The sequence below is a fragment of the Candidatus Magnetaquiglobus sp. genome, from assembly GCF_058402785.1.
The window spans coordinates 56,581-74,119 of record NZ_JBZVFG010000002.1 but is presented as its reverse complement, the minus strand read 5'-3'; the positions used below and the strand labels follow the sequence as shown (position 1 = coordinate 74,119).

The 17,539-nt window shown below is 63.0% G+C and carries 9 protein-coding genes; 8 read left to right on the top strand and 1 reads right to left on the bottom strand.

Features of this window, described 5'->3' with window-relative positions; all coding sequences use genetic code 11:
- Positions 1 to 6 precede the first annotated feature (6 nt).
- Positions 7 to 8,043, bottom strand: a complete 8,037-nt coding sequence (locus tag ACV4UY_RS01105; protein ID WP_491605826.1) for an amino acid adenylation domain-containing protein — start codon at positions 8,041 to 8,043, stop codon at positions 7 to 9.
- 650 nt (positions 8,044 to 8,693) lie between these two features.
- Between ACV4UY_RS01105 and ACV4UY_RS01100 the strand changes: the two genes are divergently transcribed.
- The 8 genes from ACV4UY_RS01100 to ACV4UY_RS01065 form a co-directional block, all read left to right on the top strand.
- Positions 8,694 to 9,257: a YcjF family protein gene (locus ACV4UY_RS01100; RefSeq protein WP_491605825.1), complete on the top strand. Its 564-nt coding sequence runs from the start codon at positions 8,694 to 8,696 to the stop codon at positions 9,255 to 9,257.
- A 319-nt stretch (positions 9,258 to 9,576) separates the two neighbouring features.
- Positions 9,577 to 10,317, top strand: coding sequence for a prohibitin family protein (locus ACV4UY_RS01095; RefSeq protein WP_491605824.1), 741 nt, complete (start codon positions 9,577 to 9,579; stop codon positions 10,315 to 10,317).
- A 23-nt stretch (positions 10,318 to 10,340) separates the two neighbouring features.
- Positions 10,341 to 11,672 (top strand): ABC transporter substrate-binding protein, encoded by a 1,332-nt coding sequence (locus ACV4UY_RS01090; protein ID WP_491605823.1) that lies wholly within the window; start codon positions 10,341 to 10,343, stop codon positions 11,670 to 11,672.
- A 61-nt stretch (positions 11,673 to 11,733) separates the two neighbouring features.
- A complete protein-coding gene (locus tag ACV4UY_RS01085) occupies positions 11,734 to 12,906 on the top strand; it encodes an acyl-CoA dehydrogenase family protein (protein ID WP_491605822.1) in 1,173 nt (390 codons plus the stop codon).
- 3 nt (positions 12,907 to 12,909) lie between these two features.
- The gene (locus tag ACV4UY_RS01080) at positions 12,910 to 13,953 is read left to right on the top strand and encodes an HAD-IIIC family phosphatase (RefSeq protein ID WP_491605821.1); all 1,044 of its coding nucleotides are present in this window, start codon (positions 12,910 to 12,912) and stop codon (positions 13,951 to 13,953) included.
- 90 nt (positions 13,954 to 14,043) lie between these two features.
- Positions 14,044 to 14,904: a 3-hydroxyacyl-CoA dehydrogenase family protein gene (locus ACV4UY_RS01075; protein WP_491605820.1), complete on the top strand. Its 861-nt coding sequence runs from the start codon at positions 14,044 to 14,046 to the stop codon at positions 14,902 to 14,904.
- Between the two features lie 50 nt (positions 14,905 to 14,954).
- Positions 14,955 to 15,194, top strand: coding sequence for an acyl carrier protein (locus tag ACV4UY_RS01070; RefSeq protein WP_491605819.1), 240 nt, complete (start codon positions 14,955 to 14,957; stop codon positions 15,192 to 15,194).
- A gap of 88 nt (positions 15,195 to 15,282) precedes the next feature.
- The coding region (locus tag ACV4UY_RS01065; RefSeq protein WP_491605818.1) for a hypothetical protein at positions 15,283 to 17,539 on the top strand (2,257 nt) is incomplete at its 3' end.

The following is a 17,539-nucleotide window of genomic DNA, read 5'->3' as shown; positions in this document are numbered from 1 at the left end:
GATTATTTATGAAAGAGGGGCAAGCCCGGCATGGGTTGATTGGACAAGGTTGAGCAAAAAGGATCGCATCGGGTCGAGCAGTGCCCGGATGGTCGCGGGCGGGAAGGCGCGGACGTCATGGGCCACGAAAATCTGCAATTGACCACCCTCCACGATGGCATTGAACATCAGGTCATACAGGGCCGAGGCCCGATCGCTGGCACGATGGGGCGCCAGATCGCCGCGTATCTTTTCGGTCAGCGCGCCGCCATCCAGACGGTACTCCCCCAGGAAGTTGAAGCTGATCCGGGGTTTTTGGGAAAGGGTCACGCCAGGGGTCAGGTAGCGCAGAATTCCGTAACCGATGCCCTGATGCGGGATTTTCGCCAACGCCTCGCGTTGGTTCCGACACAGATCCAAGGGCGATGTCCCGGCCTCGCAGCTTGGGACGAACGGAAAGACGCTGGTGAACCACCCCACGGTACGGCTGATATCCAGACCCGCGACCAGCGGTTCCCGGCCATGGCTTTCGAGCATGATGGGGGTCCGCGTGGTTTGTGTTAATTTACGCAAAGAGTATGCCAAAGAGGCGAGCAGTACGTCGATCATCCGGAACTCCGCCCCGGCACGCCGGGTCACCGCCAGCAACGCCTCGGTTTGATCGACCGTCAGGGTGATGTTGTCGTCCACGATTTCCACCCCACGCGTCGGATCCGGTTCGATGAAGCCCGGAATGGGTGGGGTGGGGAGTTCGTCCACCGCCCGCCAATGGTTCAATTCGGCCAACAGCGCCGCGCTTCGGCTGTATTCGTCAATCCCGAACGCCCACTTTTGGAACGATCCACCCTTGGGCGGCAACACGATCGCCTGGCCGGTCACCACCTGCTCGTAGCCGCGCAGGATGTCGTCGAGCAGGAATCGCCAGGAAACGGCGTCAATAATCAGATGGTGAATGACGAAAAGCAGACGCTCCTCCCCATCCAGCCGGAACAGACGCGTTTTGAACAGCGGCCCGCTCGACAAATTAATGCCACTTTGCAGCGCCTTTGTCAATTGATCCACCCGCGCCTCGACCCCATCCATTCCGCGCAGATCGATCGGTTCGAAATCGACCGGGAGATCGACATCCTGAATCATCTGGACGACCCTTCCGTCATCGACCCGGAAGCAGGCGCGCAGCATGTCGTGATGGCGCTGCACGGCGGTCAGCGACGCCAGAAGCGCCCGTTCGTCCAGGGGGGCGTCGAAAAAGAGATACTCCCCGTGGTTGAAGTGGTGGTGATCGATCGGATAGTCCTGAAAGAACCACGCCTGGATCGCGGTCAGGGGGAGAACGCCCGTGACCGGTCTTTCGCTGGCCGGGTCTGTCGTCGGCGTGGGCGCGCGATTTCCGATGGCGCGGGCCAGTGCGGCGATGCTGGGATAGAGGAACAGATCCTTGGTCTCGACGCCAAGATCGCGCAGGGCCGCCACCACCTGAATGGCCTTGATCGAATCGCCACCCAAGGTGAAGAAATCCTCCGTGATGCCGATGCGCTCCCGTCCGAGAATCCTCTGCCACACGCCGGCGATGCGCAGCTCCAGAGGCGTCGCGGGCGGGGTGATGACGCCGGACTCCCGGCACGCCTCCCGCGCCAGGCGACGCAACGCCTGCCGATCCACCTTGCCGTTGATCGAAAGGGGGAGTTTTTCCAGGGTGACCCAGCGGTTCGGGATCATGTAGGCGGGCAGGCGCGGCTCCAGCCAGGCGCGTGGACTTTCGGCGGCGAGCGTCGCCGGGGTCACGAAGGCCACCAGTTCGGCGTTGCCGTCGCCATTCCGCTCCACCAGTACGGCGGCCTCTTCGACCAGCGGGTGTTGCAGCAACTGATGCACCACCTCTCCCGGCTCGACCCGGTTGCCGCGGATCTTCACCTGATCGTCGCCCCTGCCGAGCAGTTCCAGGGCGCCATCCTCCAGCCAGCGTCCGAGATCGCCGGTGGCATAATTTTTTTCGACCGTTTGGCCGTCTTGGATGCCGAATCGTTCGGCGGTCAGTTCCGGGCGGTTCAGATACCCCCGCGCCACTCCGATTCCGGCCACCCGGATCTCCCCCGGCACCCCGACCGGCACCAACTCGCCGGAGCCATCCACCAGATGGATCGTCAGGTTCTCCAGCGGCGGGCCGATCGGGATCTGCCCGTGCGGATAGCGCGCCGGATCCGGGAACACGCGCTGCATGCTGGCGCACACCGAGGTCTCGGTGGGTCCATAGGCATTGAAATAGTTCATCCGTCCCGCCAGTCGCAGGGCATCTTCCAGGATGGGCGGTTCTCCGGCGGTGATCAGGGTCTTGAGAGCCAGGATCGCGGGTGGATCCCCTCCGGCGCACAGCGAATGCAGATAAACCGGCGGCAGGGTGGCCACATTCACGCCGGTGGTCTGGAAATGGTTCAGCAACCGTTCCGGGTCGTGGATGGTGGCCAGGCACACCGGCACCAGGGCGGCGCCGGATAACAGGGCCATGAAGATCTCGGAGAGGCTGGCGTCAAAGGAGGGGGAGGCGAACTGCGCCACCCGATCTCCGGCCACCACCTCGAAGGCGCGAATCTGCGCCAGGGTCATGTTGACGAAGCCGCCATGTTCCACCAGAACCCCCTTGGGTTGGCCGGTGGAGCCCGAGGTGTAGATCACGTAAGCCAGGTTGTTCGGGGCGAGTGGTGGACGGGCCACGGCAACCGGTTCCCCGTTTCGCGACGACTCGACCGCGAGCAGGGGCAGAGGCGGATTCTCGAACGACCGTTCGACCAGCAGACGCCGCGCGCCACAGTCTTGGAGCATGAAGTCGAGCCGGGTGCCAGGGGTGGACATATCGATCGGCAGCACCGCCCCTCCGGCCTTCATGATCCCCAGCAGGCCGGCGTAAAAGGCGGCGCGGCGATCGACCAGCAGCGGGACGATCTCTTCGCCGGCCAGCCCCTCGGCCAGAAGCTGGGCGGCGATCCGGTCGCTCCAGGCATCCAGCATTCGATAAGCGATGCAGGTGCCGTTCTCCTCCACGATGGCGATCGCTTCGGGGGTGGTGGCCACCTGGGCGGCGAACAGCTCGACCAGGGTGGTGCGCGGGCAGGGAGCGGTGCGCTGGTTGAACGAATCGAGCAGCTTGCGTTCCGCCTCGGGCAGGATCGGCACACGTCCGATGGGCATCTCCGGGTGGGCCGCGACCTGGCGGATCATTTCGTTCAACTGTCCCACCAGCCGTTCGATGCGTCCTGGGCGGAACAGATCGGTGTTGTAGGTCACGGCCAGGCGCAGGGCGTCGTCGCGCTCGAAGAGATCGAACACCAGATCGAAGCGACTGATCTGGGCATCGACCTCATAGGCCGAGATGGTCAACCCGTCGGGTTGCGGTCGTTCGGGCATCGCATCCTGCATCACCACCATGATGTCGAAAAGCGGCGAGCGGCTCATGTCCCGTTCCGGGTTCAGCTCCTCGATCAGCCGGTCGAAGGGGTAGAACTGGTGGGTGAAGGCTTCGGTGACGCTGGTTCGCACCTTGCCCAGCAGGGTCGAGAATCCTTCCGCCGGATCGATGGTGTCGTGCAGGGCCAGGGTGTTGAGATAGAGGCCGATCTGCTCTTCCAGTTCCGGGCGGTCGCGACCGGCCACCGGGGTGCCGACGATCACCGCCCGCGGGTCGCGGACGCCGGCGTGGCGCCAGATGAGCCCCTTGACCAGGGCGGTGAGCACCATGAACAGGGTCGCCTGATGGGTGGCGCCGAGTTGCAGGAGTCGTGCGCGTTGTTCCGGGGCGAAGTCGTGGATGTGGATGCGCCCTTGGAAGGTCTGCACCGGTGGACGGGGAAAATCGGTGGGCAGATGGAGCGGCGGTTCGGTTGTTTCGATTTTTTTCAGCCAGTAACGGCGGGCGGCCTCGGCCTCGGAGCCGGCGAGCCGGGCGTTCTGGTGGGCGGCGAACTCCTTGTAGTGGATCGGCAAGGGGGGCAGGGCGGCGGATTGTCCGGCCAGCCGCGCCGAATACAGGGTGATGGTCTCGTTTTGCAGGATCTCCAGCGACCAGCCGTCGCTGATGATGTGGTGCATGTTCAGAAGCAGCAGATGCCGCTCCGGGGCGAGCCGCAACAACCTGATCCGGTAGAGCGGACCGGTCGCCAGATCGAACGGGGTTCGTGCCTCCTCCAGGGCCAGGGCGCGGGCCGCGGCCTCGGGATCCGGGCGGTCGGAAAGCTCCACCCGCATCAGTCGGGTCAGGGGTTCGGGGTGGATCTTCTGCCTGGGCAGGACGAACGGCTCTTCACCCTCGGCACCCTGGACAAAGGTGGTGCGCAGGGTTTCGTGACGCCTGGCCACCGCATCCAGCGCCTCGGTCAGGATCTCCCCATCCAGGGGACCCCGGAAATCGAACCACGAGGTGGTGTTGTAGGCAATGGCCGCGCTTTCCATCTGCTGGAGGATCCACAGCCGCAACTGCGCCGGGGAGACCGGGTAATCGGGCTGCTCGGGCAAGATCGGGATCGGGTCGAGGTTGGTTGCCGCGCGGCGGCGGATCAGGGCGGTGAGCGCGGCGATGGTCGGGTGGGCGAAGATTTCGGCGAGGCTTACCGCGACGTTGAACTGCTTCTGGAGGCGCGCCACCAGGCGTACCGCCTTGAGGCTGTGTCCGCCCAGCGCGAAGAAGGAGTCGTGGCGTCCGGGATTTCCGGTTCCCAGGATCTCCTCCCAGAGCTTCGCCATCGCCCGCTCCTCGGCGCCGCGCGGCGGGGCGAAGGGGACGGTGAGCCGTTCGCGCCGGATCGGTTCGTCCACCGGCAGGGCCTGTTTCTTCTCGCCGGTCGCATGGATCAAGGGCAGGTAGTGGGCCTGGTGTTTCAACCGGTTCTCGGGGGGGGTGCCGGGATCCCAGTCGAGCGTCCGGACTGGCCGTCCGGTGGTGCGGGTGGTGGGGTGCGCCACGGATGCGGGGGCCGGTTGGCCGGTTGGCGCGGAGGCCGGTTTCGGGGCGGCGGGCGCCTGGGGCGGCGGGGCGGCGAGAAACAGGGTGGCATGGGTCGGGGTTTCCGGCAGATTCGCCAGAGGCGCGCCGAAAACGACCCCCTCGGGGCTCTCCCGGAGGGGGTGCAACAGGGAGTCGGTGGACAGGAATTCGCGTACCGGCGCGTTCTTGGCGCTGGGACGGAACGCCGCTTCCAGGGTGTCGAGCCCCCGTTCCAGGCCGTGATGGCGCAGCGCGGAAAGAATCGCCCGTTCCACCCCGCGACCGAGCACCCGGCAGCTCAACAAAAACGTGTCGAGATGCAGGCACCCCGCCCGCCGTTCGGCCAGCACCACCCCCACCAGACCGTAATCCCCGAACCGGTCGGTCACATGCACGCACCATCCGGACCATGCCGGCTGCTCCAGCAGGGCGGCGATCTCGGTTTCGCTTCGGCGGATGGTGCTCAGGTTGAACTGATTGGTGCGCTGGGTCAGTTGCGACACCCGCGCCAGATGTTCCGGGCGGATCGGCTCCAGATAGACCTTGATCTCCAGGGTCTTGAGGAAATCCTCCAGCGAGCCGGTCTGCTCCTGATGCTGGCGGCGCTTCACCTCCTCCATGTACATGGCCGCCCGCTTCTGATCCTCGGCGGTCACCTGGTGGCGGTCGAAGGCCCAGATCAGGCTCAGGAACAGCGGCAGGTCGTCGGGATTCTCCGGCAGACGCAGGGTCAACACCTCCGGGGCGTTGCGCATCATCTCCGCGCACTCCACCCCGGAGTCATCCAGGAAAAGGAAACTGTCGCTTCCCAGATTCAGTTCCCTGGCCATGGCGCGCAGGTTTTCGGACTTGGGACGCCAATTGATGCGCTCGGTCACGATGTGTTCGCGCTTCAACACCATCTCCGGGTGGTTGGCGAACACCTCCCAGACATCCTCCGGGTTGTTTTTGCTGTTCAAGGCGAGCAGGAACCCTTCGTCCAACCGGTCGAGCATGAAACGCTGCAAGGCGGCGTGCCCAGGGGTGACCACCACCCCGGCGCTGCCGCCCTCGCCGCAGATTCCCTGCCACAAGGTGTTGTCGCAGTCGAGCACGATCACCTTGAAGGGGGGCGCCTTGAGGGCATGCACCCGCCGGGCGATGGCCGCGCCCATGGTGGCCAGGTGTTCGTCCGTGAAGGGGATGTGTCCGATCCGTTCCTGGCTTGGATCGAAGATTTCGGCGATGGCCTCCCGCGTGGCCAGGGTTTCGTCGAGGGGGAGCGGTTTCAGGGTGGGATGCGTGGCGATCCAGGCGCGCAGACGGTCGTGCAGCCCGGCGATCAGGGAGAGCGCTTCGGGCATCTCCGGGAGGGCGGATGCACGTGGCAACAGCCCGATCCAAAGCGGAGCCGGATTGACGCGTCCATTCAACGCGCCGAGCAAACGGTCGAAATAGCCGTCGAGATGGGTGCGACAGGCGTCGAGGCCACTGCCGGTCAGATCGCGGATCCAGTCCTCGAAACGGACCAGGAGCAGCGCGGGTCCGGCATGGGTGGAGAGCAGAGAACGGGGGTCGAGCAGCTCCTGGAATACCTGGTTGTAACCGGCGAAGCGGGGTTCGATGGGCAGGCCGAAGGCCCGACCCCACCAGCGGATGTGCGGGGCGAGCGGCTCGGCGGTGAAGGTGGCGGCGATCGCCAGGGTGATGGCGTGGGGATCGGCTGGCGGCGCGTTGGTTTCGGGGGGCGCGGCGGGGGCGGCATCCAGGGTGGGCACTCCCGGCAGGGCGATGGCGCCAAAGGGGATGGTTTCATCCGCGCTCACCTGCTCCAGGATCGCCCACAGCTCCGTCACCAGGCGGTCCACCCGCGCCGGGGCAATGGCGGCACGGTTGAGGATCATGGTGATTCCCAGGCTTTCGCCGGGGACGAACTGCACGGTGAGCGGATAGTTGGAGTGGTCGCTCTGTTTGTATCCCTCCACCACGAGTTGACCACCCCGGCCATCGTCGAGGGCGAAGTGGGACAGTTCGGCGGCGGCGTAGTTCTCGAAGACCAGGATGTGGTCGAGGGGAGCGTCGCGCAGGGGGGTGGCGGCCTGGATTTCGGCCAGGGAGTGGTGGTGGTGCTCCTGGCTGGCCAGGCCGTCGTCGCCCACCTGCCGCAGCAGATTCTTGAAAGGCAAGGTGGCGGCTCCGCGTACCCGGACCGGTACGGCGTTGATGAACAGCCCCACCATCCGCTCCACGTTGGGGATCTCCGGCGGGCGTCCCGAAACCGTTGCGATGAAAACCACGTCTCTGGTATGGTTATGCAGGGCCAGCATCGTCCCCCAGGCGGTCTGGATCACGGTGTTCAGGGTTACCCGGCAGCGGGCGGCCAACTGTTTGAGGTGTGTGAACCGTTCGGCGGGCAGGGCGTAGTGGCGCTCCTCGGGATCGAAGGGGGCATCGGGCGCGGGGTGACAGTCGGGCAGGGCGACGCGACCCGTGTAGCCGGTGAGCCGCATTTTCCAGAACCGGGCCGAGGCGGCCTGATCGACCCGTTCCAGCCAGTCGAGATAGCGGGCGAAGGAGACCGGCGCCGGCAGGCGTGGCGGCTGGCCGGTGAGCAGTCCGGCATAGAGGGCCAGGGCCTCCTCGTGGAGGATGCCGACGCTCCAGCCGTCGAGGATGATGTGATGAAAGCTGTGCAGCACCTCGAAGCTGTCCGCGTCCAGGCGGAAGAGGGCCATGCGCATCAGGCCGTCACGGGTGAGATCGAAGCCGCGCCGCCAGTCGGCTTCCATGTGGTCGCGAATGGTTTGCTCCCGCGCTTCGGGGGCGAGCGGGGTCAGGTCCTTGAGCAGGAACTCGAGTTTTTGCGTCTTGAGAATCACCTGACGCGGTTGGGCGACGCTTTTGTGGACGAAGCGGGCGCGCAGGATATCGTGGCGGGCCAGAACCTGGTTCCAGGCGGTCTCGAATCGGGCTGGATCGAGGTCGCCCCGCAATCGGAAACGGCACTGCTCGAAATAGGGGTTGGAGTCCTGGTCGTGCAGGGCGTGGAAAAGCATCCCTTCCTGCATGGGGGTGAGGGCAAGGATCTTGAGGATCTCTTCTTTTTTCATGATGGGAAAGAACCGTCTTGCGTCTGATTTCTGGTTCCCGTGGAACTCCCGTCAGGGAGGTCCGCGGTCGGGGGTGAGGGGGCCGGTTTCCCGTGGAACTCCCGTCAGGGAGGTCCGCGGTCGGGGGTGAGGGGGATCTCCCCCCATCGTGCCGGTTGATGGCAGTCCTATTCCGCACGAGTATAGCCGACATGTGGAGAGAGGCAAATTTTTTTGACGATATTTGAGTTTTTCTTTGACATTTTCGCTTGGTCAGCTGATACTAAGCTATGATTAAAAAGCGGTTTGTTATTTTGATCTTTATATTCTGCTGAGGTTATAATACAATGGTCTTAAAAAGAGGTCGCAGGTATGCCAATTTTCTGGCAGCCCAGGCGGAAGTCTCCACCTCGGAGGAGATCGCCCCTGATTCAGATCATCGCACCGACACGCAACTTTCCGATTCAACCGCCTCGGCATCTCCATCCCTGTCCGAGGCGCGGGAGCATGAATCCGCAGCGCAGCCGGTGGAGTCGATCCCTGTCATGTCTGTTCCGGTTGCCGATGGGTATGCCGGTCCAATTCCACCCAGTCCCAACAATCCAGAAGCCGGCCAGGATCCGGAACGACCGGACGTAGCCCCGTCCAGCCACTCAAAGGAGTCTATTCAAATGAGCGAAACCGAAACCGTCACCGAAACCGAAACCGAAACCGTTGTCGAGACCGAAGCCGCCCCGGCCCCGGTTGCCAAAACCGACGCGGAGATCGAAGCCCGCCTGAAAGAGGCCCAGAACATGACCAAAAACTACATGTTCGCTTCGTTGGGCACCGGACTCGTCCCGGTTCCGACCGTCGATGTCGGCATCCTGATCGGCATCCAGACTCGCCTGCTCTACAAGTTGGCCAAACTCTACGATCTCAAGTTCACCGAGGATATCGGCAAAAAACTGCTCATGTCGCTTCTGGGCGGTACCCTGCCGGTGGCCGGTGGCATGGGCGTGGCCACCATGCTCAAGGCCTTTCCCGGTATCGGCAGCTGGCTCGGCATGACCAGCATGGCCATCTTCGGCGCCGCTTCCACCTATGCCGTGGGTCGGGTGTTCATCCAACACTTCGAATCGGGCGGCAACTTCTTTAATTTTGATCCAGCCAAAACCCGTGCTTATTTCCGCGAGGAGTTCGAGGCTGGCAAGAAGGTGGCCGAAGAGATGCGCGCCGAGCAGAACGCGGCCTGATTCTGGAGGCGCTTTGGGCGGGTTGGTACGGCCCGGGGAATGATCGAACGTTCGTTGACTGTTGCGGATTTTTGCTGATTTCTCGTTCTATGGCAAGCCTTTAGACCTTCCACGAAGCGGCGCCTTTGTTGATTTGACCGACCTCTTGTTCCGCCCTGTTTTGGCGGGGCAAGAGGTCTTTTCATGTGAGACGACTCGGATGATGACCAAATTGTCCGCCTATTGGGCCCGTGTCCGCGATGGGGTGCGCAATGCTGGCATGACGCTGGCAGTTTATTCTTTAATATTCATTATCATCTTTATTTTCTTGTGGCCACGCATGGTGATCACCATCCAGGCGGGCGAGGGCGGGGTGATGTACAAGCGGTTCTTTGGCGGAACCGTGGTGGACAACGTTTTCACCGAAGGATTGTACGTGATCTGGCCGTGGGACAAACTCACCCCCTATGATCTGCGGTTGCAGGCCCTGGTGCGCGATTTCACGGTGCTCACCTCGGTGGGTTTGCCGGTCACCTTGAAGATGTCGATCCGTTTCAAGCCGGAACAGAGCATGCTCGGCTACCTGCATCAGCGGGTGGGACCGGGCTACATCGATTCGGTGGTGATCCCGGAGGTGGAGGCCGCCTTGCGGCGCGCCATCGGTGGGTACTCCCCGGAGGCGATCTACACCACCCGCAAGGGGATGTTGCAGGAGATCATCGGCGAAGCCCTGGAGCCGGCCAGCCAGAAATTCGTGATCATCGACGACGTGATCATCCGTTCGGTCACTCTGCCGGAGCCGATCCAGCGCGCCATCGAGGAGAAGCTGGTCCACGAGCAACAGATGCAGGCCTATGTCTACCGCCTCGACAAGGAGTTGAAGGAGGTGGAACGCAAACGTCACGAGGCTCAGGGTATCTACGAGTATCAGAAAAAGGTGGGAGAATCGCTCAAGGATCCCGAGATTCTCAAGTGGTTGGGAATCCAGGCCACCGAGAAGTTGGCCGAGTCCAACAACGCCAAGGTGGTGGTCGTGGGTGCCGGCAAGGATGGTCTGCCGTTGATCCTGGGCGGCAATTGACACGGGTGTGAATCCTTAAAGCCATGAAACGTTCGCATCTGTTCATCTTGATCGGCCTGGTGCTGCTGTTCGGAGCGGCGCAACTCTATTTCCTCGCCCCGGACAAGACCCTGGAGGTATTGCGCCCGCTGGTCGAGAAGGTCAAGGGCGGGGCGACTCCGGCCAAACCCACCGAGGATCTGGGGCCGATCCGCATCGGTTACGGCTACTACACCGCCAACAAGCGCGAGGCCTTCACCAACGGCATTCTCATGGCGGTCGATCAAATCAACGCCCATCCCAAGGGGGTGTTCAAGGGGCGCAAGCTCGAGGCGGTGGAGGTGGATCTGCCCACCACCTCCAATCCGAACGACATGTGGGACTATGCCAAGGATATCGCCGACCAGAACTTCGTGGCCACGATCCTGGCTGCGGGCGGTGGCGGCGAGAACGCCATCATCGCGTCGGCGGTGTTCGAGAAGTATCGCATCATCAATCTCTGGCCCACCACCACCACCACCAAGCTCACCCAGCACAATTTCAAGTACACCTTCCGCAACATCGCCAACAACAACGCCCAGGCCCAGGTGATGGCCAAGGTGTGCGAGGAGGCGGGGTGCAAGAATGTCGGCATCGTCTACGTGCGCAGCTCCACCGGCGAAGAACTGGCCGCGCTCCTCAACAAACACATCAACCACCTGGATGACGCGGTGGTGGCTTTCTATCAGTCCATCTATCCAGAACAAAAAGACTATTTTCCCATCGTGACCCGCCTTCTGACCAAACATCAGGTCAAGCGACTCGATGCGATCTTTTTTTCCGGCTCCACCCGCGAGGCGATCCCGTTCATCAAGATGTTGCGAGCCTTCAAGCTCGACATGCCGGTGGTGCTGGGGGTTTCGCAGAACGATCCGAAGTTTCTGGAAATGGATGTCAACGGGTTTTCCCCGGTCTACGGCTCGGTGGTGGTGGGGATCTTCGACGAGGACGAGTCGGACAACAAGCTGTTCATCAAGGAATACAGGCAGAAATTCCAAAAGAAACTCGCCTCCTACACCACCGCGGCCCAGGCGTATGACTCGGTGATGCTGCTCGTGGAGGCGATGCGTTATGCCAAGTCCACGGATCCGGACAGCATGGTCTCCTATTTGCGATACGGCGGGGCGCTGGCCATGGACAAGAAGAAAAATGCCCGCCATCACTACCAGAACGGCGAGATCATCAGCCAGGATTATTTCATGCAGATCGTCCGTCACCGCGAGGGCAGGGACGGCAAGCAGGTCTACTATTTCGATACCTATCGCAAGGACGACGAATGCATCTTCCATGTGGGGATCTCCTGTCTGGGGTGCAGGGAGTCGGACACCGCCAATTAAAGGCGGCCTGCGGGATGTGGGTCGGATGGCGATGACGGATCATGACAAACAAGGTGCGACCATGACGTGGACTCCGGAGCAGTTGAGCGCCCAAGAGGGTTTCAGGAACTTCGTGGACGAGGCGATCGTCCCTTTCGCGGATCCGTGGGATCGCGACGAGCGTCTTCCCGAGGGGATCGTTCGTGCCCTGGCGGAACGGGGGTATCTGGGCGCGACCATTCCGACCAGATTGGGGGGAGGCGGTTACGACAGCGCCACCTTCGGCCTGCTTTGTGAAGAGATCGGACGCGGCAGCGCGTCGTTGTTGAGCCTGTTGACCGTGCATGGCATGGTGTGTCAGGCTCTGACGATCTGGGGGAGCGACGAGCAGCAACAAAACTGGCTCCCGCGTCTGGCCTCGGGCGCGACTCTGGGCGCCTTTGCCCTGACCGAACCCAACATCGGCAGTGACGCCAAGAACGTCGAAACCGTGGTGACCCGTCTGGAGGACGGCACCTATCGGTTGGATGGTCGCAAGAAGTGGATCTCCTGCGGTCAGATCGCGGATCTGTTCCTGGTGTTCGGACAACTGGACAACAAGCCGGTGGCCTTTCTGGTGGAGAAGGATCGACCGGGTTTTTCGCGTGCGCCGCTCTCGGGACTGTTGGGTTTTCGCGCCGCGATGCTGGCCGAGTTGATCCTGGATGGATGCGTGGTGCCGGAAGGGAACATGGTGGGTCGTCCGGGTTTCGGTTTCACCCATGTGGCGGGCGCGGCACTCGATCACGGGCGGTTCTGCGTGGGGTGCGGCTGCGTGGGACTGGCGCGGGGGTGTCTGGAGGCCTGTCTGGATTACACCAGCGAACGCAAGCAGTTCGGCGTCCATCTGCGCGAACACCCGCTCATCCAACGCATGCTCACCGACATGATCACCCACATCGAGGCGGCCCGTCTGCTCTGCGTCGAGGCCGGGAGCATGAAGGATGCCCGCGACCCCCGCTCGATCATGGCCACCTCCACCGCCAAGTATTTCGCCTCGACCATGGCCGCCCGCATCGCCTCGGACGCGGTGCAGATCCACGGCGCCAACGGCTGTGGTCCGGAGTATCCGGTGCAACGTCATTTCCGCGATGCCAAGATCATGGAGATCATCGAGGGGAGCAATCAGATCCAACAGACCATCATCGCCAAGTTCGGCCATCTGGATCACGTCCGGGATCAGCGCGCCCGGTCGCGCAAGGGCGCGCGGAGTTGAGTCATGGCCAAGGAACACAAGATCAAGTGCGTGGTCTGGGATCTGGACAACACGCTCTGGGAGGGGATTCTGTCCGAAAACGACCAACTGGTGCTGCGCGAGAACGTGGTGAGGGTGATCCGGATCCTGGACGAGCGCGGCATCCTGCAATCCATCGCCAGCCGCAACGATGCGGATGCCGCCCTGGCGCGGCTTGAAACGTTCGGGCTGAAAGATTTTTTTCTCTATCCTCAGATCCATTGGGACTCCAAGGCCGACTCGATCGAACGGATCGCCAAGACCCTGAACATCGGCATCAACACCTTCGCCTTCGTGGACGATCAACCCTTCGAGCGCGACGAGGTGCGTTTCGCCCATCCGGAGGTGTTGTGCATCGATGCCGCGGACGTGGATGGGATCCCGGATCTGCCGGCCATGATGCCCCGGTTCATCACCGACGATTCGCGCAAGCGCAGGGCGATGTATCGCAGCGACCAGCTGCGCAACGAACGGGAGGCGGAGTTCAGCGGTCCCAAGGAGTCGTTCCTGGCCACCCTCGAGATGGTGGTGACCGTCGCGCCGGCGGTGGAGGAGGATCTCAAGCGCGCCGAGGAGTTGACGGTACGCACCAATCAGCTCAACGCCACCGGCTATACCTACGGTTATGAGGAGTTGCGCGCCTTCAGCCAATCGCCGGACCATCGCCTGTGGATCGCCGGGTTGGATGACAAATACGGCACCTACGGCAAGATCGGGCTGGTGCTCATGGAGACCAGCGCCGACACCTGGGTGATCAAGCTGTTGTTGATGTCCTGCCGGGTGATGGCGCGTGGCGTGGGGTCGATCCTGATCTCTCTGATCCGTCAGCAGGCCAGCAAACACGGGGTGCGTCTGTTGGCCGAGTTCGTGCCCACGGATCGCAACCGCATGATGTACATCACCTACAAATTCGCGGGTTTCAGAGAGACCGGCGAGGACGCACGCGGGGTGACCCTGTTGGAGAACGATTTGACCCGGATTCCGCCGTTTCCGGAGTATGTGCGGATGCGGCTGACCGGGATGGCGTAGAGGGGAACGTGGCGCGGAATCCCGGACGTAACGGGGGTCGGGCGGCGTGACGGAACAATCAATCTTCATGAACGCGGATCGAAGATGACGATGGACATTCAAACGGCAGGCGTGGTGGGCGCGGGGGTGATGGGCGTGGGCGTGGCCCAGAACCTGGCCCAGTGTGGCATGGATGTGGTGCTGGTCGATATCGCGGAGGCGGTCCTGGAGCGCGCCCGTATCGAGATCGGCAACAACGTGCGCTTTCAGGGGTTCTTCGCCAAGGAGAAGAACGGTCCGACACCCGAGGAGGTGCTGGGTCGGATCACCTTCACCACCGAGCCGGAAAAATTGGCCGGCGTGGACTACCTGGTCGAGAACGTGGTGGAGAAATGGCCGGTCAAGGAGGAGGTCTACCGCCGCATCGACGCCATCTGCAAACCTTCGTGCGTCTTCGCGGCCAACACCTCGGCCATCTCCATCACCCGCATCGCCTCGGTGACCCGACGTCCGGACCGGGTGATCGGCATGCACTTCATGAATCCTGTGCCGATGAAACCCTTGGTCGAGGTGATTCGCGGCTTCCACACCTCGGAGGAGACCATCGAATTCTCGAAGTCCTTCTTGAAAAAAATGGGCAAGAGTTGCGTGGTGGTCAACGACTCGCCAGGTTTCGTCTCCAACCGGGTGTTGATGCTCACCGTCAACGAGGCGGTGTTCCTGGTCCAGGAGGGGGTGGCCAAGGCCGAGGAGGTGGACCGGATCTTCAAGAGCTGTTTCGGCCACAAGATGGGGCCTCTGGAAACCGCGGATCTGATCGGCCTGGATACGATTCTCTATTCGTTGGACGTGCTTTACGAGAGCTTCAACGACTCCAAGTTCCGGCCCTGTCCGTTGTTGAAAAAGATGGTCGATGCCGGATTGCATGGCCGCAAGAACGGACGCGGCTTCTACAACTACCCGGTGTTGTGAGCCGGGATCTCCCTTGATCGCGATTCTTGTCTGAAAGATGGTGGTGAAACATGGATACGATTGCCAAAATTCGGGAATTTCTGGAAAAATTCATTCGCGATGCGGATGTGGCCGACGACGAGGATCTCTTCGCCACGGGACTGGTCACCTCGCTGTTCGCCATGCACCTGGTGCTTTTTCTGGAGAAGGAGTTTGGGGTGAAGGTGGACAACCGTGACCTGGATTTTGATAATTTTCGAACCATCAACGCCATCGTGGCCTTGATCGAAAAGAAACGAGCCTCGGCCTGATGTTCGCATCATCCACGCTGGTGGCGTTGCTCGGGCAGTGATGGGCGTTGGGTGATTTTTCTGCTTCAGGCTTGATCGGAGAAGCGGCATGGCGGATACGACCCTTTCGGCGACGTTGGCAAAGCAGCTTTCGGCGTTGGCGATGCTCATGGCGACCGGGGATGGGGAGGCGCTCGGCGCGGCCCGGAACTCCCTGCACGACATCCTGGGCCAGCAGGGACTCTCCCCCGAACAGGTCAAGGCGGTTGGCGAGACCCTGATGGGGAATCTCCTGGCCGGGTTGGGACGTGGGGATTCTCCAGAGCAGGCGGCCCAGGAGGTGGCGTCCGGCGCCCGGAATCTGGTTCAAACGGTGCAGCAGGCGGATGCCCACGCGGCCCAATCCCTGGAGAGCGCCCTGGCGAGCGGTCAGGGTGTCGGACAGTTGAACGCGGCGGCAGAAAAGGGTGGGCAGACCGAGTCGTTCCAGAGCGCCCTGATCCAGGCGTTGCAGAACGGGCAGCCGCTGAGCGTGGCGCTCAAGCAGGCCAAAGAGTTGCAGAAGGCGGCGCTTGCCCAGGAGGCCGAATCGCGCGAGCAGGAGGCCAGGGAGCCGGTTTCGGACAGTCGGTTGCTGGAGACCATGCTGGCCGGCATGAGCGAGGAGCAGGCGGCGCTCTTCTTGAAGGCCTATCAGGACGCTATGGCACGCGGACTCGATCCGCGCGCCGCCTTGACCCAGGCGGGTCAGATCGCCGAGCAACACGCGCGCCTCCAGGCCGAATCCCATGTCGAGGTGTCGCCGGCCATGCGGTTGGCCCAGGCCCTGGCGAGCGGCCAGGATACCCAGAAGGTGCTGCGCGAGGCTGGGGTTTCCCAGGGAGAAGGGCAATCGGCCACGGCGGATGGGTTCACCAAGGCTTTGGTGTCGGGCTCGGATCCGCTTAAGGCCGCGTTCGTGCTCCAGCAGGTTCAGAGCGCATTTGCCCACCTGGAGAGCCAGCAGAGCGTGCCGATTTCGGCGGCGGATCGTTTGGCCATGGCCCTGGCCAATGGCGCCGAGGCGCAGAATACCCTCAATGCGCTCAACCCTTCCGGCGGACAGGGGAACCAAGCGTTTCTCTCCGCGCTCACCCAGGCGCTTTCCCAGGGAGCGCCGGTGACCGCCGCCATGCAGAACGCCCAGAGCGCCGGCAACGCCTCCACTGCCCTGGCACAAAGCGCCAGCGTGCCGGTCAGTGCCGCGGATCAACTGATGGCGGCTCTGGCCGCCGGGGGATCCAGCGCCACCACGGCCATCGCCCAGGCCAGCGGCGGTGGGGGCGCGGAGGCGTTCGCCCATGCGCTGAACCAGGCCTTGAGCCAGGGCGGGGATGCGGCCTCGGCGGTCCAGGCGGCCCAGGCGGCCCAGGCGGCGGCAACCACGCTGGCCGCTGCCAGCACCGTTCCGGTGAGTGCCGAGCAGCAGTTGATCATGGCCATGGCCGATCCGAGCCAGGCGACTTCCGAGTCATTCAAGGAACAGGTGGCCGCCGGGGGCGATCAGGCTCTTGGCGCGATTGTGAATGCCGCCCTCGGAGGAGGGGGTGAGCCGGCGGCGGCGAAGACCGTGGCAGCCGTTGCGGCCCCTGGAGATGTTGCCCAGGCATCCGTTGGGTCGGAGAGTCCGCCCGTCGTCGCCAACACTCCCACCCCAGCCGCCTCCGCCCCAGCCCCAGCCGCCTCCGCCCCAGCCGCGGACAAACCTCCGGCGGCGCAAACGGTCGCCTCGTTGGCTCCTCCCGTGGCGTACCAACCGGCACCGGAACCATCGATCCCTCAGGTGGTGATCGCCTTGCCCCCCGCAGTTCCGGAGCAGCCCGTCGAGAAGACGGTTGAGAGCCAATCAGAGCCACCTCAACCGGTCAATACCGCCCCCTTTATCATTCTGCCGGGCTCCCAGAGCGCGGACGAAGATCGTGTGCTCAACATCGTTGGGATCGTTCTCGACGATGCCGAGGCCGACTCCTTGACCGTCAGCGTGCAGGTGAGACACGGCACGCTGACCCTGGCGCAAACCGAAGGGCTTTTCTTTATCACGGGGGATGGGGTTGGTGATGCTTATTTGAGTTTCAAGGGAGCGATCTCTTTGGTCGATGCCGCATTGAATGGTTTGGGGTATCAGGGGGAGAGCGACTACAACGGCCATGATATCCTGGAGATCAGCGCGGACGATGGCGGGGAATATGGCATCGGTGGCGTGATGAGCGCCTTCAATTCGCTGGAGATCGTCGTGAACGCGGTCAACGACGCGCCGACAGGGGTGTTGGCCGTTTCGAGCGTCGCGGTGGACGAGGATGACAGCCTGGTTTTCGCTGCGGGCAACG

Excerpts from the sequence above, each read along its gene's own strand:
- ACV4UY_RS01105 (WP_491605826.1), bottom strand. The coding sequence starts at position 8,043 with ATGAAAAAAGAAGAGATCCTCAAGATCCTTGCCCTCACCCCCATGCAG.
- ACV4UY_RS01100 (WP_491605825.1), top strand. The coding sequence starts at position 8,694 with ATGAGCGAAACCGAAACCGTCACCGAAACCGAAACCGAAACCGTTGTC.
- ACV4UY_RS01095 (WP_491605824.1), top strand. The coding sequence starts at position 9,577 with ATGGTGATCACCATCCAGGCGGGCGAGGGCGGGGTGATGTACAAGCGG.
- ACV4UY_RS01090 (WP_491605823.1), top strand. The coding sequence starts at position 10,341 with ATGAAACGTTCGCATCTGTTCATCTTGATCGGCCTGGTGCTGCTGTTC.
- ACV4UY_RS01085 (WP_491605822.1), top strand. The coding sequence starts at position 11,734 with ATGACGTGGACTCCGGAGCAGTTGAGCGCCCAAGAGGGTTTCAGGAAC.
- ACV4UY_RS01080 (WP_491605821.1), top strand. The coding sequence starts at position 12,910 with ATGGCCAAGGAACACAAGATCAAGTGCGTGGTCTGGGATCTGGACAAC.
- ACV4UY_RS01075 (WP_491605820.1), top strand. The coding sequence starts at position 14,044 with ATGGACATTCAAACGGCAGGCGTGGTGGGCGCGGGGGTGATGGGCGTG.
- ACV4UY_RS01070 (WP_491605819.1), top strand. The coding sequence starts at position 14,955 with ATGGATACGATTGCCAAAATTCGGGAATTTCTGGAAAAATTCATTCGC.